The organism is Luteimonas sp. MC1750 (assembly GCF_016615955.1).
GTDB lineage: Bacteria > Pseudomonadota > Gammaproteobacteria > Xanthomonadales > Xanthomonadaceae > Luteimonas.
On record NZ_CP067113.1, the window covers coordinates 802,794 to 822,942 of the forward strand.

The following is a 20,149-nucleotide window of genomic DNA, read 5'->3' on the forward strand; positions in this document are numbered from 1 at the left end:
TGGTTCGAGGCGGTATGCTTGGCCATCCGCAGGATGCGCCGTGCCAGGGGGGGCGCGTGCAGGACGCCGCACAGAGACCGACCGCCGCCACGACGGCAGCCGATGCCGCCGCCGACGCCTTCATCGCGCGCTGGCAGGGCGTCACCGCCTCCGAGCTCTCGACCTCGCAGAGCTTCCTGATCGACCTGTGCCGCCTGCTCGACGTGGAAGTCCCGCACCCCACGCCCGAACAGGACTACATGTTCGAGCGGCCGATCACCTTCCGCCACGGCGACGGCGGCCGCAGCGCCGGGCGCATCGACCTGTACCGCCGCGGCGCCTTCGTGCTCGAGTCGAAGAAGGTGCGCCTGGGCAGCCACACCAAGGGCTTCGACGACGCCCTGCTGCGCGCCCGCAGCCAGGCCGAAGGCTATGCCCGCGCGCTGCCCGCCGACGAGGGCCGGCCGCCGTTCGTGGTGGTGGTGGACGTGGGCCAGCGCATCGAGCTGTATTCCGAGTTCAGCCGCTCCGGCGCCACCTACGTGCCGTTCCCGGACCCGCGCAGCCACCGCATCGCGCTGGCCGACCTGCGCAAGCCGGAAATCCGCGAACGCCTGCGTCGCGTATGGACCGACCCGCTGGCCCTGGACCCCAGCCGCGAGTCCGCGCGCGTCACCCGCCAGATCGCCGACCGCTTGGCCACGCTGGCGCGCAGCCTGGAGCAGGGCGGCTTCGACGCCGAGGCCGTGGCCCAGTTCCTGATGCGCTGCCTGTTCACCATGTTCGCCGAGGACGTGAAGCTGCTGCCCGCGCACAGCTTCCGCGACCTGCTGGCGCGCCACGCCGAGCAGCCCGACGTCGCCATGCGCATGCTCGCCCAGCTGTGGCGCGACATGGATGCCGGCGGCTTCTCCGCCGTGCTGGCCGGCACCGTGCTGCGCTTCAACGGCAAGCTGTTCAAGCAGCCCGACACCCTGCCGCTGGACGCGGCCCAGATCGCCCTGCTGCTCGACGCCGCCCGCGCCGACTGGAAGCACGTCGAGCCGGCGATCTTCGGCACCCTGCTGGAGCGCGCGCTGAGCCCCAAGGACCGCCACAAGCTCGGCGCCCACTACACCCCGCGCGCCTACGTCGAACGCCTGGTGCTGCCGACCGTGATCGAACCGCTGCGGCGCGAATGGAGCGACGCCCAGGCCGCCGCCGGCACCCTGGCCGACGAAGGCAAGGCGGACGAGGCGATCGCCGAACTCAAGCGCTTCCACCACCGCCTGTGCACCGTGCGCGTGCTCGACCCCGCCTGCGGCTCGGGCAACTTCCTGTACGTGACGCTGGAGCACCTGAAGCGCCTGGAAGGCGAGGTGCTCAACGCGCTGGACGAACTCGGCGACCGCCAGACCGGCCTGGCCCTGGGCAGCGAACGCGCAGACGCCATGGGTGGCGAGACCGTGGACCCGCACAACCTGCTGGGCATCGAGTTGAACCCGCGCGCCGCGGCGATCGCCGAGGTGGTGCTGTGGATCGGCTACCTGCAATGGCACTACCGCACGCGCGGCGACGTGCACCCGCCGCAGCCGGTGATCCGGGATTTCCGCAACATCGAGAACCGCGATGCGGTGCTGGCGCATGACGGCGTGGAGTTCGTGACCGACGAACGCGGCGTTCCGGTGACGCGGTGGGACGGGGAGACGATGAAGGTGTCGCCGGTGACCGGGGAACTGGTGCCGGACGAGGCGGCGCGGATGCCGGTGGAGCGGTACCTGAATCCGCGGAAGGCGGCGTGGCCGGAGGCGGATTTTGTGGTGGGGAATCCGCCGTTTATTGGGGCCAGCACGATGCGTCGCGCATTGGGCGATGGCTACGTGGAAGCACTACGCGCTGCATGGCCAGAAGTTCCGGAGTCCTCCGATTTCGTGATGTACTGGTGGCATCAGGCTGCAGCACAGTTGAGTGACAAGCAACGCGGACGCTTCGGTCTTATTACTACGAACTCGATACGTCAATCTTTCAATCGGCGCGTTATCGAGCCGTTCTTGGCGGAGAGCAAGAACGCCTTGTCACTCGTCTTCGCTATTCCAGACCATCCATGGGTTGACGCTGGTGACGGCGCGGATGTGCGAATCGCGATGACTGTCGCGGCGCCAGGCATTGCGCTACCAGGCCATCTTCTGGTTGTTAATGCAGAAGTGCCGGCGGGCGACGGCGAAATCGAAGTCGAACTCTCAGAACGGAGGGGGCTGATTCACCAAGACCTCCGTGCAGGACCTGCTGTTGCATCCTGCGGTCATTTGCTTGCAAACCGAGAAGTAACCTCGCGCGGCTTTATGCTCTTCGGCTCTGGGTTCATCGTCACTTCTGACGCGCCGGTCTCGCTTCTCGATAGTCCGCTCGTTCGTCCGTATAGGAACGGTCGTGACCTGACTGATAAGCCCAGAAACGTAAGAGTCATTGACTGTTTCGGTTTGACGGAAGACGACCTGCTGCGGAAGCATCCCGAAGTCTATCAGTGGCTTCACTCTAGGGTGAAACCCGAGAGAGACCAAAACAAGGACAGAGCGATCCGTGCGAATTGGTGGTTGCATGGACGTACGCGACCCGAAATACGCCGAGCATTGAGCGGGCTGAGGCGATACATTGCCACAGTAGAGACCGCAAAACATCGCGTCTTCCAGTTCTTGAGCGAGACTATCGCGCCCGACAACAAGCTCATTGTGATTGCGCTTGATGACGGAGCGTGGTTGGGCGTCCTTTCAAGCGTTCTCCACGCGCGCTGGGCAACGGTAGCGGGCGGCAACCTCGGTGTTGGAAACGATCCGGTCTACGTCAAGACACGTTGCTTTGAGACCTTCCCTTTCCCCGACCTCCATGCCGCCGACAAGTTCGGCGGCCCGATCACCTATGCATTAGAAGACGACAACGGTCACCCGGGTAAGTACAGCAGGGTGGGCGAGTGCCCCTCTGACCGCATCCGCAACCTCGCCGAACGGCTCGACGCCCACCGCAAGCGCCACCAGGCCGCGCACCCCGGCCTGACGCTGACCGGCATGTACAACGTGCTCGACAAGCTGCGCAGCGCCGAGGTGCTGACCGCCAAGGAGCGCAGCATCCACGAGCAGGGTCTGGTCTCCGTGCTGCGCCAGCTGCACGACGAACTCGACGAGGCCGTGCTCTACGCCTACGGCTGGGGCGACCTGCTGCCGTTGCTCCGCGTCGCCCATGGCAACGACTCGCCCGACACGCTTCAGCGGATGGCCGATGCCGAACGCGACCTGCGACCGAACGAGCGTCATGTCCATGGCGGCCCGGCGTCCACACCCGAAGATGCCAAGCGCGCCTTCGACGAAGCCATCCTCGAACGCCTCGTGGCTCTCAACGCCGAACGTGCCGCAGAGGAAGCCCGCGGCCACGTCCGCTGGCTGCGTCCGGAGTTCCAGAATCCCGACCTCGCCCGCGAGCCCCAACCCGAGCAGGCCAGCTTGGCCACCGAGCGCGACCCGGAGCAGCAGCCCGATGCGGGTGAGGACGCCGCGACCGTTGCGTCGAGCAAACCCCAGCCCTGGCCCAAGGACACCGTCGACCAGGTACGCGCGGTAGCCGACCTGCTTGCCGCCAGCCCGGTACCGCTCTCGCTCGATGAGATCGGAGCGCGGTTCACTGCGCGCGGCCCGTGGAAGAAGCGTCTGCCCAAGCTGGTGGAAATGCTGGTGGCACTAGGACGGGCGCACGAAGAAAGTGGCCGGTTTGCGGCTCGATGAACAAGGAATTTGCGATGGCGGTGCCCACCTACGACCGATTCATAGAGCCCATTCTCCGTTTCCTCGCTACGCGCCCGGATGGGGTGCCTGCGCGTGAGGCTCACGAAGCGGCAGCAGACATCTTGCTGCTGACCGAATCGGATCGAGAGCTCGCCCTGCCGACAGGGCAGGCCACGTACAAGAATCGCGCTGGATGGGCGCACGACCGGCTCAAGCGTGCGGGTTACTCGGCGAGTCCGAAGCATGGGATCTGGCGCCTGACCGAGGCCGGTCGCAAGTTCATTGCCGACAACCCCGCACCGTTGTCTGCGCTGCAGGTGGAGGCGCTGGCGAGGAACTACCTGGACGTCAAGCTCAAGCCCAGCGCACACGGACCATCGGATCCTTTGGGAGGCGATGGTCCGGCCGAAGAAGTGCAGAGTCCTGACGATCGCTTACAGATGGCGCTGGGGGAGATCCGAGCGTCTGTCCGTTCCGAGCTGCTTGACCTGCTTCTCCAGATTTCTCCCAAGTACTTCGAAACCGTGGTGCTCGATCTTCTGCACAAGCTTGGATACGGCACGAGTCGCAGCGACCTCCAGCGGGTTGGCGGGAGTGGCGACGGAGGGATCGACGGGGTCATTTCCCTGGACCGCCTTGGCCTCGAGAAGGTGTATGTGCAGGCCAAGCGCTGGCAGAGCGTGGTGGGACGCCCGGAAATTCAAGGGTTCTACGGCGCCCTCGCGGGACAACGGGCGAACAAGGGTGTCTTCCTCACGACCTCCAGCTTCACCGCGCAGGCGGTTGACTTCGCCCGGTCGGTAGAGCGGATCGTGCTCGTGGATGGCGCCACACTCGCCAACCTGATGATGGACAACGAAGTCGGCGTTTCATCGCAGAGCATCCGCATTCCGAAGATCGACAGCGACTACTTCGACGAATGAGGCGTGCGACTTCGAAACATGGAAAGTCGAAGAAAACTTCTGGGAAGCAACGTAAGACACTAAGGGGCGGGTTTATGGCCAAGTATGATTTGGTTACTCAAGAGGACGAGTGGGGCTGCGGGGCGGCATGCGTGGCATCGCTGCTAGACATTTCGTATCCAAAAGCAAAGAGGCTGGTTGAGTCTGTTAAAGGGCGCTCTGTCAACGCACGTCCTCGCGGTCTCGAGCTTCATCACATCGCGCGTGCAGTCAAGAAGCACGTCAAGCTGGTGGCGGACTGGAACCCAGGCGAGCTACCTGACGGGTCGATCGTGTGCATCTCCGGTGACGCGCCGTACGATGGTGATCACTACATCCTGAAAAACCCCTCAGGGTTGGATGGATCCTTGGTACAACCTTGACGAAGACAAGATGGAAGCGAGGTATCGGAAGAGGCTTCCTAAAGGAACATCCTTTCTTGTTGCGCTAGTTCCAGTTAGTGCTTAGCAAGTCATGCAATGGAATCAGGAGTGAATTGACGAACTTCACGCGTAGTGCGCCGAGATCAGGAGATTGAGGAGCAGTGGTGACGGGGGCGCCGGTGAGGCTGCTGTAGGGTCTACAGAGATCGGGACGATTCATTTCAACCAACAGAAAAAGGGGGATTCAATGCAGGATCAAGAACTGGAATACGTTGGCTTTTGGGCGCGCGTGGGAGCGACCATCGTGGATTCGCTCATCGTCGGAGTCATAACCCTCCCATTGCTGATCGCGGTCTACGGTTGGGCGGGCTACACCGCGATCGACAAGCCTTTGATCGCCGGCCCCGCCGATTTCCTCATCTCATGGGTCATGCCAGCCATCGCGGTGATCCTGTTCTGGCTGTACAAGCAGGCCACCCCTGGAAAGATGGTCGTGTCCGCCCGCGTGGTGGACGCGAAAACCGGACATCCGATGAGCGTGGGCCAGGCGATCGGACGCTATCTCGCGTACTTCATTTCCATGATTCCGCTGTTCCTGGGGGTCATCTGGGTCGCATTCGATCCGAGGAAGCAGGGCTGGCACGACAAGCTGGCTGGCACGGTCGTGGTCCGCTCGCGGAACCGCGGCCCCGAGCCGGTGCGTTTCGATCGGTCGTGACGCAGCGCCCGCAAGGATTCGCTGAAGATCGGCGCTGACATGCATCCCATCCTGCTGGTCGGCCTTGGCGGTTTCCTCGGCGCGGTCGCGCGCTACAAGCTTGGCGGGCTGGTGCTGCACCTGACGGCGCAGGAGCGCTTTCCGTACAGCACCTTCGCGGTGAACGTGCTCCGCTGCCTGGTTGTCGGCATCCTCGCCGGGCTCGCCGAGCGCCATCACGCGGGCCGGACGCGCGACTGTTCCTGTTCACCGGGCTGCTCGGCGGCTTCACCACGTTTTCGGCCTTCGGCCTGGAGGCGGTCCACCTGCTGCGTCGCGGCGAGCTGGCCACTGCCGCGCTGTATGCGGGCGGCAGCGTGGTGCTCGGGATCGCAGCCGTGTGGCTGGGCCTGAAACTGGTGGGGCTGGCCGCGCGCTGAGTCGCACGGCACGCACCCCGCGCTTTATCCCTACTGGGCGAGCTCTGCGGCGAGGAACCGCGCCGTCCTGCTGCGTCGGTGGCCCGCCACCTTGGCCGGTTGGCCCACGACCACGACCCGGCCACCGTCCTGCCCGGCCCCGGGTCCCATGTCGATGATCCAGTCACTGTCGGCGGCCACGCGCATGTCGTGCTCGACCATCAGCACCGTGTTGCCGGCGTCGACCAGCGACTGCAGCTGCTGCATCAACCGGTCGACATCGGCCGGGTGCAGCCCGGTGGTGGGCTCGTCGAGCACGTACACCGTGTCGCGGCGCTGGGCGCGCTGCAGCTCGGTGGCGAGCTTGATCCGCTGCGCCTCGCCGCCCGAAAGCTCGGTGGCGGGCTGGCCCAGGCGCAGGTAGCCCAGGCCCACTTCCTCCAGCACCTTTAGCGGACGCAGCACCGCCGCATCGTCGGCGAAGAACCGCGCGGCCTCGGCCACGGTCATGGCCAGCACCTCGGCGATGTTGCGGCCTTCCAGCGTGATTGCCAGCGTCGCCGCGTTGTAGCGGGCGCCGTGGCAGTCGGGGCAGGGGGCGTACACGCTCGGCATGAACAGCAGTTCCACGCACACGGAGCCTTCGCCCTCGCAGGTCGCGCAGCGCCCCTTGGCGACGTTGAACGAGAAGCGGCCGGCGTCGTAGCGGCGCTTGCGTGCGGCCTGCGTGGCCGCGAAGCGCTTGCGCACGTGGTCGAACAGGCCGGTGTAGGTCGCCAGGTTGGAGCGCGGCGTGCGGCCGATGGGCTTCTGGTCCACCTGCACCAGGCGGCGCACCTGCTCCAGGCCCTCGACGCGGCCCGTGGCGTCCTGCGCGTCGCGGCGTTCCAGCGGATCGACCTCCTCTTCCGTATCGCCCGGTGCGTGCCCGAGGTGGGCGGCAAGCAGTTCAACCAGGGCCTGGCTGACGAGCGAGGACTTGCCGGAGCCGGACACGCCGGTGACGGTGGCCAGCACGCCCAGCGGGATGTCGACGTCGACCTGGTCGAGGTTGTTGCGGGTGACCTCGCGCATGCGCAGCCAGCCCGTGGGCGTGCGTGGCGCGCGCGCCGGCCGCGGTGCGCCGTCGAACAGATACCGCCGCGTGCTCGACGCCTCGACCTGCTGGAGCCCGGCCGGCGGCCCGCTGTACAGCACGCGTCCACCGTGTTCGCCGGCACCCGGCCCGACGTCCACGATCCAGTCGGCATGGCGGATCACGTCCATCTCGTGTTCGACGACGAACAGCGTGTTGCCGACCTCCTTCAGCGCGTGCAGCGCGCGCAGCAGCGACTCCGTATCGGCGGGATGCAGGCCGGCCGAAGGTTCGTCCAGCACGTACACCACGCCGAACAGGTGCGAGCGGATCTGGGTGGCCAGGCGCAGGCGCTGCAGTTCGCCCGGCGACAGCGTCGGCGTGGTGCGCTCCAGCGTCAGGTAGCCCAGCCCCAGCTGTTCGACGATGCGGATGCGGGCCAGCAGGTCGGCGGCGATGCGCTGCGCCGCCACCGCCTGCTCGGGATGCTGCTTCGTGGTGCCGGTCTTTCCATTCGCAGCGGGCTCGAGCAGCCTCGCCACCTCGGTCAGCGGCCGCTGCGACAGGGCGCCGATGTCGAGGCCGGCGAACGTGACCGACAGCGCCTCGCGGCGCAGGCGCTTGCCGTCGCAGGTGGGACACGCGGTGCTCAGCAGGTACAGCGACACGCGCCGCTTGATCAGCGGGCTCTGCGTGTTGGCGAAGGTGTGCAGCAGGTAGCGGCGCGCGCTGGTGAATGTGCCCATGTAGCTGGGCTCCATCTTCCGCCGCAGCGCGCTTTGGGTCTCGGCCAGGGTGAAGCCCGCGTACACCGGCACCACGGGCTGCTCGTCGGTGAACAGGATCCAGTCGCGGGTCTTCTTCGGCAGCCGGTGCCAGGGCAGGTCAACGTCGTGGCCGAGCGTGGTCAGGATGTCGCGCAGGTTCTGCCCGTGCCAGGCCAGCGGCCACGCGGCCACGGCACGCTCGCGGATGCTGAGGTTGCGGTCGGGCACCATCGAGGCTTCGGTCGCGTCGTAGACCCGGCCCAGGCCATGGCATTCCGGACATGCGCCCGCCGGCGTGTTCGGCGAGAACCCGTCGGCATGGATGATGTCCTGGCCCGGCGGATACAGGCCGGCGCGCGAGTACAGCATGCGCAGCGAATTGGAGATGGTGGTGACGCTGCCGACCGAGGAGCGCGTGCTGGGCGATCCCCGCTGCTGCTGCAGGGCGACGGCAGGCGGCAGGCCCTCGATGGAATCGACGTCGGGAACGCCGGCCTGGTCGATCAGGCGCCGCGCATAGGGCGAGATCGAATCGAGGTAGCGCCGCTGGGCCTCGGCGAAAAGGGTGCCGAAGGCCAGCGACGACTTGCCGGAGCCCGAGATGCCGGTGAACACGACCAGCGCGTCGCGCGGGATGTCGACGTCGACGTCGCGGAGGTTGTGCTCGCGCGCGCCGCGGACCTGCACGAAGGCGCTGGTGGGGGCGGATTCGCGGGGTCTGGTGGGGCGGGCCATGCGTGGGCTCCCGACGGCCCGTCACTATCGATGAAGTTGGAGGAACGCTCCGTCAAAGGGCTACCCCTGTTTCCCCGTGCGCGGTGGATCCCGCCATGTCGGCGGCTGTAGTGTCACCTGCTGATGCCGTGCATCAGCCAGCCCGTCGCCCGGAGACCACCATGACCAGCCATGACCCGCGCATCGACGCCTACATCGCCCGCCAGGCGGACTTCGCCCGGCCGATCCTGGAGGAGCTGCGCCGCCGCGTGCATGCGGCCTGTCCCGAGGCGGTGGAAACCATCAAGTGGGGCGCGCCGGCGTTCACGTATCGGGACAAGCTGCTGGGCGTGATGGCCGGCTTCAAGCAGCATGCGGCCTTCAACCTGTGGCACGGCAGGCAGATCGTGGGCGAGGACGCCGCGGCGCAGGCGGGCATGGGCCAGTACGGGCGCATCACGGCCCTGAAGGATCTCCCCGCGAAGCGCGAGACCACCGCCCACATCCGCGCCGCGATGGCGCTGGTCGAGGCGGGCACCACCGCCGCGACCCCGCGCTCGCGCAAGCCGCCGCCGTCGCTGCCGGACGACCTGGCGGCCGCGATGCGCGGCAACGCGGCGGCACGCGGACACTGGGATGCGTTCACCCCCGGCAAGCAGCGCGAGTACGCCGACTGGATCACCGGGGCCAAGGGCGCGGACACGCGCGCCCGGCGCGTGGCGCAGGCGGTGGAGTGGATCGCGGAGGGGAAGTCGAAGAACTGGAAGTACGCGGGTTGTTGATCAGCCCGGGTGGCCTTGGTGAGGCCAAGACCAGCCCAAAGCTGCTCGGCGTCCAGTTCGGAAACCAGGGAATCGTAGCTGTAGTCGGCCCGCCCGCTGCGTTCACCTTCGCGTAGTGCCTGGCGAAGCACTTCCAGCCTGCTTTCCGCTGTTTCGTCCATGCTGATGCTCGTGTGCTTGGCCATGGCTGTCATCCGGAGGCATGTACCGGAAAGTAACAAGGGGGCGAATGGCGGCGTTCGGATCAATTCAGGGCAGCGCCGCCAGCCACCGGCAGCACGATCTCCAGCCGCTCCTGCTCCAGCTGCATCGGCTGGCGCGCCAGGTCCTCGGCCACCTCGTCCCAGCCGGCGCGCCGCGCCCAGTGCTGCATGGCGGCCAGGGTGGCGGGCGTGGGCTGGCGATTCATGCCCTCGTCCATGGCCTGGCGCAGCGAGGCCATCGACATCCGCCACGGCTGCAAGGTGCGTCCGGCGCCGCGGGCGACCTCGGCCAGCACCGCGGCGATGCGGAAGCCGCCTTCGTCGATGTCGCCCCAGTGGTACAGCGTGGCCGTGGCCGGCAGGCCCGCGATGATCCGCGCGCAGGCGCGGCGCCAGGCGGGCGAGGGCATGCCGCCGGTGTAGAGCAGCAGGCCCTGCGCGGCGGCGGGGTCGCGGGCGGCGTCGTGGAAGCTGGCGAGGTTCTCGATCGTCAGCAGGTAGCGGGCTTCGGTGGCCAGGCTGCGCAGGGCGTCCATGGGCACGCCGAGGTAGGGACGCACCAGCGGCACTCCGGTGCCGCCCAGGTCCACGCGGCCGCTGCCGGCCAGCAGCAGCGGCTGCGGTTCGCGCCGCAGGCCGATGGCCGACCAGACCTCCTCGCGCGCCAGCCCCGAGGCGGCGGGCTCGCCGGTGGCCAGCAGTTCCAGCCACGGCGTCAGCCGCTCCAGCCGCTTGCTGTCGCCGAACAGGCGCACGCTCTCGCGGCGCAGGATGCGCTCGCCGCCGGGGGCCTCCTGCAGGGTGGCGACGGCGCGGGCGGCATCGGCCACGTCGGCGGCGGCCTCCGGGCCCTGGCCGCGGACCGTGCGGTCGCTGCGCCAGGCCTGCAGCACGGCGTCGAGGACCGGGAAGCGCGCCTGCCACGGGTGCAGGAGGGTTTCGGCGCGGGCGGCGCGGGCGTCCAGCAGCTCCACGCCCAGGTGCACGGCAAGCGCGTCGAGGTCGGCGACGGTGATCCGCAGCAGGCGCTCGCCGTCGCTGCGATGCCGGTCGCGTTCGACGTCGAGCGCCCCGGCGCGCTCGGCCATGGCGATGCCGGCATGGAAGGCCTCGCGCTCGGCCAGTGTCTGCAGCGCGAGGTAGTCGCCGGCGCTGGCGGCGGTGGTCATCGGCAGGCTCGCGGGCCCGTCGTCGCCGCGCAGGCGCGCGCGCTCGCCCTTGCGCAGCAGCCGTTCCAGCGTGCCGCGCGCCGGACTCACGTCGGCGCCTGCTGGCCTGCGATGCGGGCCGTCTCTTCGGCCAGCAGCTCCGGATGCAGGTCGAACTGGTCGCTCAGCAGCAGTTCGCGCGCCTCCGGCCGGACCTCGATGCGTTCGGCCTGCAGCAGGTCCTCGTCGCGGAACAGTTCGATGTAGCTGTCGAGCACGCCGCTGAGCGTGCCTTGGGCGGTGTCGGGCGCGGCCAGCACCAGCTGCAGGCCGAGCGAGCGCAGATAGTTGGTGGTGGCGCGCGCGTTCTGGGCGTCGATCTTGTCGCCGAACTCGTCGAGCAGGATCAGGCCCAGGCCGCCGGGATGCGCTTCGCTCTTGCCGTAGGCCGCGGCCAGCGCGGCGCCGGCGATCACGTACAGCGGCGCGCGGTGCTCGCCGCCGGAGCCCGAGCGCATGCGCTCGCTGAGGGTGCCGATCACGTGTTCGTCCTGGCGGATCTGCACCCCGAACTGGAAGAAACGGCGGTAGTCGTCCAGCGGCGAGTCGATCGCGCGCGCACTGGCGCTTTCGTCCACCAGCTCGGCGAAGGCCGCGGGCACCTCGCCGGCGCTGCCGAACAGGTTGTCCTCGCCGCCGAGGTCGGCGATGCGGCCGATGAAGCGGTGCAGGTCGCGGTAGTCGGGCAGCACCTCGTAGTGGAAGCGGTAGCGCTCGTTGTTGGAGAACGCCGGGCTGTTGCGCAGGGTGCGGTTGAGCGCGTCGATCTGGGTCTTCAGGCGCACGAAGTTGTCGTGCAGGGTGTTGGCGACGTTGCTGCGGAAGGTCTCGACCGCGGTGTCGTAAGCCTGGCGGGCCTCGGCCTGATAGTTGACCAGCTCGGTGTCGCGCAGGCGGGTGAGTTCGCCCTGCAGCAGGCGGCGGGCCTCGCGCCACTGGCTGGCTTCGAACCCGATGTCCACGCCGTGCGTGCTGGCGTACTGCTGCAGCGCGCTCCAGGCTTCGGGCAGGAGCTTCTGCAACTGGTCGGCGTTGTCGCGGGCGCGCTTGTCGCACAGGGCGGCGCAGTCCTCCAGGCCCATTTGCTTCTGCTCGAGCTCCTCGCGGTGGCGTTCGACCAGGTTGGCGTCGACATCACCGTCGCGGAAGGCCTCGACCGCGCGCCGGGCGGCGATTTCCGCCTGGGCCTGCAGGGCAGCGAGCAGGGCCTGCTGCTGCGCCAGCGCGCTCTGCGCCAGCGCCTCGGCGCTGATCAGGCCCTCGACGCGGGATTCGCCGGCGTCCAGCGCCTGCTTCAGCGCGGCCACGCGCTCGCTCATGCGCAGCAGGTCGGGGTCGCGTGCGGCCTCGCGGCTGTCCTGGCCGCTGCGGTAGTGGCTTTCCACCTGCTCATGTTCCAGGACGCGCGCATGCAGGGCCTGCGCCAGCTCCTCCGGTTCGGCCAGGCGGGCCATGCCGCGCTGGCAGGCTTCGGCGCGCCTGAGCTCGGGTTCGATGCGGCGGAGGTCGGCCTCGGCGGCCTCGACGTCTTCGCGCAGTGCGCGCGCCCGTTCGCGGCTGCTGGAAGCGCCGATCCGGAGATCCGCCGCTGCCGGCAGGCGCAGGCGTTCGATGCTGCCGCCCTTGGCCAGCAGGCCGTCGCGCGCCAGCGCCTGGCGGCTGTGGACCAGTTCGGCTTCGGTCTCCACGCAGCGCAGCTCGCCCAGCTGACGGCGCAGGAAGGCCAGCGCATCGGCGTTGTCGCCGACCAGCAGCGCGGCCACGCTGCCGGCGTCCGGGGTGGCGCCGCGTGCGCCGCGCGCCTGGCTGGCGAGGGCGAGCTTGACGCCGTATACCGCGCGCCCGTCGCGCAGCGAGCGGTACAGCTTCACCGCGCGCTCCTCGTCCTGCGCGGGGACCAGCAGCGCCTCGACGTTGCTGCGCAGATAGGCCTCGATGGCCGGCTGCCAGGCGGCGTCGACCACCCGCACCAGGTCGCAGACCGGCTGCGCGACGATGCCTTCGTCGCGCAGGTAGTTCATCAGCCGCACCGCGTCCGGGTGGAGTTCGGCCTGGCCCGCGGCGAGGCGCTTCAGGTTGTGGCGGGCGGATTCGAGGCGGTCGCGCGCCTGCTCGAACGCGGCGTGGCGGCCGCGCGCATGGCCGTCGACCGCGTCCACCAGCGGTGCCGCCGCGGCCAGGGCGGCCTTCGCTTGCGCATGCAGCTGCGCGGGCGTCCACGGCAGGGCGGCATCGCCCGGCAGTGCGACCAAGGCCTCGTGCCACGCCTCCCATGGCGCGCCCGCGTTGGCCAGCGCGGTGGCGTCGACGCCGGGCAGGCCAAGCCGGCCGGTGTCGCGGTAGCGCTCGCGCACCGCGGCGATCTCGCGCAGCAGGGCGGTCTTCAGCTGTTGCAGGCGGTCGCGGTCGCGCCCGGCGAGCTCGTCCAGCTGGGCCTGCTCGCCATAGCCTTCGCGGCCCTGCAGCAGCGCCAGGGCATGGGCATGTTCGTCGCGCAGCTGGCCGCGCCCGGCACGCGCCGCGGCCAGGTCCCGGCCCAGCGACGCCAGGGCTTCGGCGGCGCCGTCGCACGCATCCTGCGCGGTCTCCACCTGTTCGCCGAGCAGGTCGCGCTGGTACTCCGCGGCCAGCGCGCGGTACGACGCCGCGCGCACGGCCTGGGCGGAGATCCGGGCGTACTGGCCGTCGACCCTGTCCGCCGAATCGATGCGGTGCTGCAGCTGTTCGATCCGCTCCTTGATCTGGCGGAAGCTGTCGAGCAGGGCGCGGAAGCGGGCGACGTCGGTGGGCCGGTCCTCGGCCACCAGGGTGCGCACGAACAGGTCCACGTCCTCCACCCGCTGCAGGTTGAGCGCGTTCTGGAAGGCCTTGCGGAAGGCGTTGAAGTCCGGGTGCGCGCCGGGCGAGGCGCGCAGCCGGGTCAGCAGGTCGCGGACGAAGCGTTCGCCGCTGGCATGGAACTCGGGGCTGGTGCCGGCCTCGCGGCAGCGCTGCCCGGCCAGGGCGCGGAAACGGCTCCATTCCAGCGGCAGTTCGCGGCCATCGATCCGCTCGACGTGGTCCTCCAGGTCCAGCGCCACCCCCGGCAGCAGGTACAGCCCGTGCTGGCGGTGCTCGGGCTCGTCGGCCGACGCCCCCAGGGCGATGCCCGCGGTCAGCGGCAGGCCGCTGTCCTGGTCGCGGAACACCAGGCTGATGTAGGTGGTGGCGGTGCGCCGCTTGCGGCCCTCGTCGCCGCTGCGGTACACGCCCAGGCAGTAGTCGCGGATGCTGCGCGAGCGCGCCTTGCCGCCGGCCTGGGCGTTGAAGTGGATGTAGCGGCGGTCGCCGCCGAGCAGGACGATCTGCAGCGCGTCCAGCAGCGCGCTCTTGCCGGCGCCGTTGGGCGCGATGATGGCGCTGGTGCGGTCGAAGTGCAGGGTCTGCGCTTCGAACAGGAAGAACTGCAGCAGGTGCATGCGCTCAAGCAGCTGCATCGTCGCCCTCCGCGGCCGCGACGGCGCTGCCATCGGCGTTGCCGGTGTCGCCGTCGCCGTCGCCGTCGTCCTCGTCGTCGAGGCTGTGCTGGTCCAGGCGCTGCAGCCACTGCTCGCCGACGATGTCGACGATGGCCGGGCGCACCATCAGCTGGAAGGGCTGCAGCGCGTCGCCCTCGCCCTCGACCAGGCGGCAGCAGCCCCAGCGGCGGAGGGTGGCGGCCAGCATGCGCAGGCTGCCGATGTCGGGCATCGGCCGGCCGGTCAGCGCCGGCCAGGCTTCCTGCAGGTCGGGCAGTTCCACCACCACCTCGCCGTGCTCCTCCACCCGCCCCTGGCGGATGGCCTCGTCGTAGCGCTGGCGCAGCACCAGCAGGAACAGGGTCTCGTCCAGGCGCACCGGCGCGCCTTCGCCGTGGCGGGGCAGGGCGATGATGTAGCGGTGGGCGGGGTTGCGCTCCAGGCGGATGCCCAGCGGCGCGAGCGCGGCGGCGAAGTCGTCGAGGAACTCCTCGACCAGGTGGTAGGCCACGCGCGAACGGTGGTCGGCGGCGTACAGCACCTGCTCGGTCACCAGGCGCCAGGCGGCACGCTCGAAGTCCTGTTCGACGCAGGTGCCGTTGGTGAGTTGGCTGAGCGTGGTCCAGCTGCGTTTCATGCGGTGTCCCGGTGCGGCGGCGCGAGGCGGTGGAGGGTGAAGCGCGGTGCGCGCAGGTAGCCGTTGTCGCCGGGGCCGTCGCCGGCGTCGGCCAGCTCGACGCGGAAGCCGCGCAGCAGGCGTCCGAGCGGGTCGTCGCGGCGCAGGCCGCCGCTGCGGCGGCTGCGCTGGGCCAGGGTCAGCAGCGTCTGGTAGGCGCGCAGGTCCTCGATCGAACGGATCTGCAGCATCTCGGAGTCGATGTGGCCCTCGGCCGTGAGGTGGCGCCCGACGTAGCGCGCCATGTCCTCGGCGGTGACCAGGCGCGCGCGCTTGATCCGCCGCAGCAGCGCCAGCCGGGCCAGTTGTTCCGGCGTGGGCCGCTGCATGGCGTTGGCGCTGCGCGGGATCGGCTTCGGCTTGCGCCGGGGCGGGCGCAGCTGCGCTTCGTCCATCAGCGCGCCCGGCGCGACCGGCATGCGCAGCGCGCCGTCCGGCGCCCGCTGGGCGCCGCGGATGGCGCGGCGCAGCAGCTCGTCCAGGCGGTCGGGCGCGCGCAGGCGGTAATCGAGGAAGGCCATCGCGCGGCGGTTGGCCTGGCGCATGTCCTCGTCGAGCCGGGCCAGGTACTCGTCGATGCGCTCGAGTTCGCGCAGGCGGCGCAGGCCGCGCTGCAGCCGCGCTTCGGCGCGCTCCGGGTCGCCGCCGGCGAGGTGCTCGGCATACCAGGCGAGCAGGCGGCCGCGCAGCGGGTCGGCCTCGAGCTGGCGCGCCATCGCCAGGATCGCGCTGCGCCGGGCCAGCGGGTGGTCGGCCTTGTGCAGGTCGGCGTAGTCGCCGATGAAGAACTGGCCGACGTAGCGCTCGAACCACTGGCGCGCGAACTGCGCCGTGGTCTCCGAGCGGCTCAGCTCGGGCATCAGGTCGCGCACCTGCAGGCTCATCGAGGCCAGCGAGGCCAGCAGCCGGCGCGCCTGGTCGGCGGCCTCGTCCAGGGTGTCGCCGCCGGCGCGGCCTTCGACCACCTGCTGCAGCTGCAGTTCGATCGAGCGGATGCGGGCGGAGACGAAGGTCGGGCCGCGCTCGCTGAACTCGACCAGCAGCGACAGCAGCTGCGACACCGCCGGCGTCATCATGACCATCTCGCGCGCGCCGAACTTCTCCTGGCGCAGCCAGCCGGCCTGGCGGAAGCGCTCGTAGAGGGTGTTGGCGCGGACGGTGAGCGGGGTGCCGGGCGCCTGGCCGTCCTCGTCCTCCCAGGGATCGTCGCCCAGCAGGTAGCGCTCGATCGCGGCGGTGACCTCGCGCCGGGGATAGCCGTGGCTGGGCGGCACCGGGGCATCCGGGCCGCCGAAGAATTCATCGTGCAGGCGGCACAGCAGCAGCCAGTAGTGTTCGCGGTTGGCCGAGGCCAGCGGGCCGAACAGCCCCGGCGGGACCACCGTGAACAGGGTGGGTGGCGATGTGGTCAACAGCTTTCCCCGGCCGGGCCTGCGCCCGGAACAGCTCCTTGGACCGGCAGTATCGCCGGGCGCGTCGCGACAGGCGAGACAGGCGGTCTATACTGCTTTCATGGGTCAGCCCAGGCCAGATTTCATGAAGCTTTCCGTGTCCGAGCGGATCCAGCTCGCGGAGGACATCTGGGACAGTATCCCGGCGGAAAATCCCGATGCTGTCACGTTGACGCCTGTCCAACTGCAGGAAATCCGGACACGCTTGGATGAACACGAGCGCGATCCGTCTTCGGCGGTAGCCTGGGACGAAGTGCGTTCGGAGCTGTTCCAGCGCTGATGCGCATCGTCTTCAGGCCTGAAGCGCGCGACGAGCTTCTTGAAGCACGGGCCTGGTACGAATCCAAAGCAACGGGTCTGGGGCTGGAGTTCGCCCGAGCAGTGGAGGCCGCAGTCGCCTTGGCGAGCAGGAATCCGGACGCTGCCAGTCAGGTTGCGTCGGATTGCCGCCGGCTCCTGCTTCGCCGGTTTCCGTTTTCCCTGGTGTATCGGGCGCGAGCTGACGAGTTGGTCGTGTTGGCGGTCTTTCACCATCGGCGCAGCCCGGCCAGGCTGGTTCGCCGGATAAAGGACTAGGTCTGCGACCCCTTCAGATCGATCGCCCGCCAAGCTGTTGATCTGAAACCCCTCTCACTCCCTGAGACCGCCCGGTGCCGGAATCCGTCCGACGGCCGGGCTTGCCCTTTCCCGGCAAGGTAAATAGATTTTTACCCATGACCGACGACCTCACCCCCCGACAGCGCGACGTGCTCGATTTCATCCAGGCCCATGCCGGGGCCGAGGGCGCGCCGCCCACGCTGCAGCAGATCGCCGACGCCTTCGGCTTCCGCCAGGCCTGCGCGGCGCACAAGCACGTGCGCCGGCTGCAGCAGGCGGGTTACCTGGAGGTTCGACCCAACGAGGCGCGCGGGATCCGCGTGGTGGGCGGCCTGGCGCAGGGCGGCGCGTCGGGCCGGGCAGGGCGCGGGCGCCAGGTCCCCGGCACCCGGCTGAAGGTCCGCGACGACCGCCTGGAACTGCCCGTGCTCGGCCGCGTGGCCGCGGGTTCGCCGATCAGCGCCGATGCCGGCATCGAGCGCCACGTGCTGCTCGACCGCGCGCTGTTTTCAAGCCGCCCCGACTACCTGCTGCGGGTGAAGGGCGATTCGATGCGCGACGACGGCATCTTCGACGGCGACCTGGTGGCGGTGCAGCGCGCCAGCGACGCGCGCAACGGCCAGGTGGTGGTGGCGCGCATCGACGGCGAGATCACCATCAAGCGGCTGGAACGCACGCGCGCGCGGCTGCGGCTCTTGCCGCGCAATCCGGACTACGCGCCGATCGAGGTGCCGGCGGGCAGCGACTTCGCCATCGAAGGCATCTACTGCGGACTGGTGCGCGCGGAATGAACGCGATGCCGGCCCCTGCGATGCCCGCTCCCGCGGCGCCCCCCGACCTCGACGCGATGCTGTCGGCGCGCACGGTGTGGCGCGCGGCGCGGGCGCCGGTGGTGGCCGACGACGGCGAGCCGACGGGGCACGCCGCGCTCGATGCGCTGCTGCCGCAGGGCGGCTGGCCGCGCGCGGCGCTGACCGAGCTGCTGCTGCCGGCCGACGGCGTGGGCGAGCTGTCGCTGCTGCTGCCGACGCTGGCGCGGCTGACCCGGGCCGGCGGCGTCGTGGCGCTGGTGGCGCCGCCCTACCTGCCATATGCGCCGGCGTGGCAGGCGGCAGGGGTGGACCTGCGGCAGCTCGAGATCATCGAGGCCGACGCGCGCGGCGCGCTGTGGGCCTTCGAGCAGTGCCTGCGCAGCGCCGCCTGCGCGGCGGTGCTGGGCTGGCCGCTGCAGGCCGATGCGCAGGCGCTGCGGCGGCTGCAGGTGGCCGCCGACAGCGGCGACTGCCTGGGCTTCGCCTTCCGCGATGCCAAGCACGCGGCCAATCCCTCGCCGGCGGCGCTGCGGATGGAGTATTCGGCGGCGGGCGAGGGCGGCTGGCACGTGCGCAAATGCCGCGGCGCCAACCCGCCCACCCGCGCCGTCCAGCTGTCCTGAGGCCGCCGTGCTCTGGGCCTGCATCGCGCTGCCGCGGCTGGCGCTGGACGCCGTCCTCCGCCGGGTGCCGGATCCGTCGCGGCCGCTGGCCCTGGTCTCCGGCCCCGCGCAGCTGCGCCACCTGCACGCGGTCAACGCCGCCGCCGCCGAGGCCGGGCTGAAGGCCGGCATGCGCCTGTCCGCCGCGCACGCGCTGCTGGCGGACGTGTCGATGGTCGACCACGATCCCGCGGCCGACGCGCGCTGGCAGCGCTTCCTCGCCGCCTGGGCCTATCGCCACAGCTCGCAGGTGAGCGCGCAGTGGCCGGGCGCGATCGTGCTGGAGGTACGCGCCAGCTTCCGCCTGTTCGGGCCTTGGCCGCGCTTCGAGGCGCGCCTGCGCGAGGAGCTCGATGGCCTCGGCTTCAGCCACCGCATCGCGCTGGCGCCGACGCCGCGCGCGGCGCGGGTCTTCGCCGGCCTGCGCGACGGCTTCGCGGTCACCAGCGGAAGCGCCATGCGCGAGGCGCTGGCGCGGGTGCCGGTGCGCCGCGCCGCGCTGCCCGGCAACGCCGGCGAGCGCCTGCAGCGCATGGGCCTGCGCACGCTGGGCGACCTGCGCGCGCTGCCGCGCGACGGGCTGCGCCGGCGCTTCGGCATCGAGCTGCTGCAGCACCTCGACCGCCTGCACGGCGATGCCGACGATCCGCTCGCGCTCTATGCGCCGGCGGACCACTTCGACGGCCGCATCGAGCTCGGCTTCGAGGTCGAAAGCCACCAGGCGCTGCTGTTCCCGCTGCGCCGGCTGGTCACCGACCTCGCCACGTATCTCTCCGCGCGCGACGGCGGGGTGCAGCGCTTCAGCCTGCGCCTGGAGCACGAGGCGCGGCACGCCCTGCCTTCGCACGAGGCCGACCAGGTGCAGCACGACGCCGTGCGCTTCACCGAGGTGCCGGTCGGGCTGCTCGCCGCCGAGCGCGACGCGGGGCTGCTGTTCGAACTCACCCGCAACCGCCTGGAGCAGGTGGCGCTGCCGGCGCCGGTGATCGGCCTGCGCCTGCTGGCGCGCGAGCTGCCGCCCTTCGTCCCGGCCGAGCGCGACCTGTTCGATACCCGTCCGGCGCAGGCGGTGCCCTGGCCGCAGCTGCGCGAGCGCCTGCGCGCGCGCCTCGGCGACGAGGCCGTGCATCGCGTGGCACCTGCCGGTGATCCACGTCCCGAACGCGCCTGGCGGCGCGCCGACGCGGGCGAGGGCGGCGACGCGGCCTGCGCCACGCCCGCGCCAGCGCGCCCGCCGCGGCCGGCCTGGCTGCTGCCACGCCCGGTGCCGCTGCGCGATGCCCAACTGCGCATCGTGTCCGGCCCGGAGCGGCTGGAGAGCGGCTGGTGGGACGGCGAGGACGCGCGCCGCGACTACTACGTGCTGGAGACCTCGCGCGGCCAGCGGGCCTGGGCGTTCGCGCCGCCGGGCGAGCTCGGCGGCTGGATGCTGCACGGGTGGTTCGCATGAGCGGCCCCGAGGCAGGCGGCGGCCCGCCATGAGCCGCGACGACGACCACGACGACCTGCCTCCGGGCGTGGCGCCGGACACGCC

16 protein-coding genes and 1 pseudogene are annotated in these 20,149 nt (G+C 70.3%); 12 read left to right on the forward strand and 5 right to left on the reverse strand.

Annotated features, from left to right (window positions below; translation table 11 throughout):
* Positions 1-56 precede the first annotated feature (56 nt).
* The 6 genes and pseudogenes from JGR68_RS03800 to JGR68_RS13995 all read left to right on the forward strand — a co-directional run bounded on the left by JGR68_RS03800 (position 57) and on the right by JGR68_RS13995 (position 6,192).
* Positions 57-3,731: a class I SAM-dependent DNA methyltransferase gene (locus JGR68_RS03800; RefSeq protein WP_199360714.1), complete on the forward strand. Its 3,675-nt coding sequence runs from the start codon at positions 57-59 to the stop codon at positions 3,729-3,731.
* Entirely contained in the window at positions 3,728-4,654 is a 927-nt protein-coding gene (locus JGR68_RS03805) for a restriction endonuclease (RefSeq protein ID WP_305067840.1), read from the forward strand. The genes JGR68_RS03800 and JGR68_RS03805 overlap by 4 nt, the downstream gene beginning before the upstream one ends.
* A gap of 74 nt (positions 4,655-4,728) precedes the next feature.
* The gene (locus JGR68_RS03810) at positions 4,729-5,055 is read left to right on the forward strand and encodes a hypothetical protein (RefSeq protein WP_199360716.1); all 327 of its coding nucleotides are present in this window, start codon (positions 4,729-4,731) and stop codon (positions 5,053-5,055) included.
* A gap of 247 nt (positions 5,056-5,302) precedes the next feature.
* Positions 5,303-5,773, forward strand: a complete 471-nt coding sequence (locus JGR68_RS03815; RefSeq protein WP_199360718.1) for an RDD family protein — start codon at positions 5,303-5,305, stop codon at positions 5,771-5,773.
* A 39-nt stretch (positions 5,774-5,812) separates the two neighbouring features.
* Positions 5,813-5,920, forward strand: a pseudogene (locus tag JGR68_RS14140) (hypothetical protein); the annotation flags it as partial.
* Positions 5,921-6,027: 107 nt separating this feature from the next.
* Positions 6,028-6,192, forward strand: coding sequence for a CrcB family protein (locus JGR68_RS13995; RefSeq protein ID WP_343225115.1), 165 nt, complete (start codon positions 6,028-6,030; stop codon positions 6,190-6,192).
* A gap of 30 nt (positions 6,193-6,222) precedes the next feature.
* Here the strand turns inward: JGR68_RS13995 and JGR68_RS03825 are convergent, their stop codons facing one another.
* Positions 6,223-8,748 (reverse strand): excinuclease ABC subunit UvrA, encoded by a 2,526-nt coding sequence (locus JGR68_RS03825; protein ID WP_199360720.1) that lies wholly within the window; start codon positions 8,746-8,748, stop codon positions 6,223-6,225.
* A 161-nt stretch (positions 8,749-8,909) separates the two neighbouring features.
* On the opposite strand from JGR68_RS03825, the gene JGR68_RS03830 reads away from it, so the two are divergent.
* Entirely contained in the window at positions 8,910-9,509 is a 600-nt protein-coding gene (locus JGR68_RS03830) for a YdeI/OmpD-associated family protein (RefSeq protein WP_199360722.1), read from the forward strand.
* Between the two features lie 244 nt (positions 9,510-9,753).
* Here the strand turns inward: JGR68_RS03830 and JGR68_RS03835 are convergent, their stop codons facing one another.
* The 4 genes from JGR68_RS03835 to JGR68_RS03850 are packed head-to-tail and all read right to left on the reverse strand — an operon-like array spanning position 9,754 to position 16,505.
* Positions 9,754-10,971 (reverse strand): Wadjet anti-phage system protein JetD domain-containing protein, encoded by a 1,218-nt coding sequence (locus tag JGR68_RS03835; RefSeq protein WP_199360724.1) that lies wholly within the window; start codon positions 10,969-10,971, stop codon positions 9,754-9,756.
* Positions 10,968-14,396, reverse strand: a complete 3,429-nt coding sequence (locus tag JGR68_RS03840) for an SbcC/MukB-like Walker B domain-containing protein (protein ID WP_199360726.1) — start codon at positions 14,394-14,396, stop codon at positions 10,968-10,970. Before JGR68_RS03840 ends, JGR68_RS03835 begins: the two co-directional genes overlap by 4 nt.
* Positions 14,383-15,054: a DUF4194 domain-containing protein gene (locus JGR68_RS03845; RefSeq protein ID WP_199360728.1), complete on the reverse strand. Its 672-nt coding sequence runs from the start codon at positions 15,052-15,054 to the stop codon at positions 14,383-14,385. Before JGR68_RS03845 ends, JGR68_RS03840 begins: the two co-directional genes overlap by 14 nt.
* Positions 15,051-16,505, reverse strand: a complete 1,455-nt coding sequence (locus JGR68_RS03850; RefSeq protein WP_234446582.1) for a Wadjet anti-phage system protein JetA family protein — start codon at positions 16,503-16,505, stop codon at positions 15,051-15,053. The genes JGR68_RS03845 and JGR68_RS03850 overlap by 4 nt, the downstream gene beginning before the upstream one ends.
* 124 nt (positions 16,506-16,629) lie before the next feature.
* On the opposite strand from JGR68_RS03850, the gene JGR68_RS03855 reads away from it, so the two are divergent.
* The 5 genes from JGR68_RS03855 (at position 16,630) to JGR68_RS03875 (ending at position 20,065) form a co-directional block, all read left to right on the forward strand.
* Positions 16,630-16,824 (forward strand): addiction module protein, encoded by a 195-nt coding sequence (locus JGR68_RS03855; RefSeq protein WP_200672721.1) that lies wholly within the window; start codon positions 16,630-16,632, stop codon positions 16,822-16,824.
* Positions 16,824-17,120 (forward strand): type II toxin-antitoxin system RelE/ParE family toxin, encoded by a 297-nt coding sequence (locus tag JGR68_RS03860; RefSeq protein ID WP_199360733.1) that lies wholly within the window; start codon positions 16,824-16,826, stop codon positions 17,118-17,120. Before JGR68_RS03855 ends, JGR68_RS03860 begins: the two co-directional genes overlap by 1 nt.
* A gap of 137 nt (positions 17,121-17,257) precedes the next feature.
* Positions 17,258-17,932: a transcriptional repressor LexA gene (lexA, locus tag JGR68_RS03865; RefSeq protein WP_199360735.1), complete on the forward strand. Its 675-nt coding sequence runs from the start codon at positions 17,258-17,260 to the stop codon at positions 17,930-17,932.
* A gap of 20 nt (positions 17,933-17,952) precedes the next feature.
* The gene (gene imuA, locus JGR68_RS03870; RefSeq protein ID WP_234446583.1) at positions 17,953-18,576 is read left to right on the forward strand and encodes a translesion DNA synthesis-associated protein ImuA; all 624 of its coding nucleotides are present in this window, start codon (positions 17,953-17,955) and stop codon (positions 18,574-18,576) included.
* Between the two features lie 7 nt (positions 18,577-18,583).
* On the forward strand, positions 18,584-20,065 hold the full coding sequence (locus tag JGR68_RS03875) for a DNA polymerase Y family protein (protein WP_199360740.1): 1,482 nt from the start codon (positions 18,584-18,586) through the stop codon (positions 20,063-20,065).
* Positions 20,066-20,149: the final 84 nt, after the last annotated feature.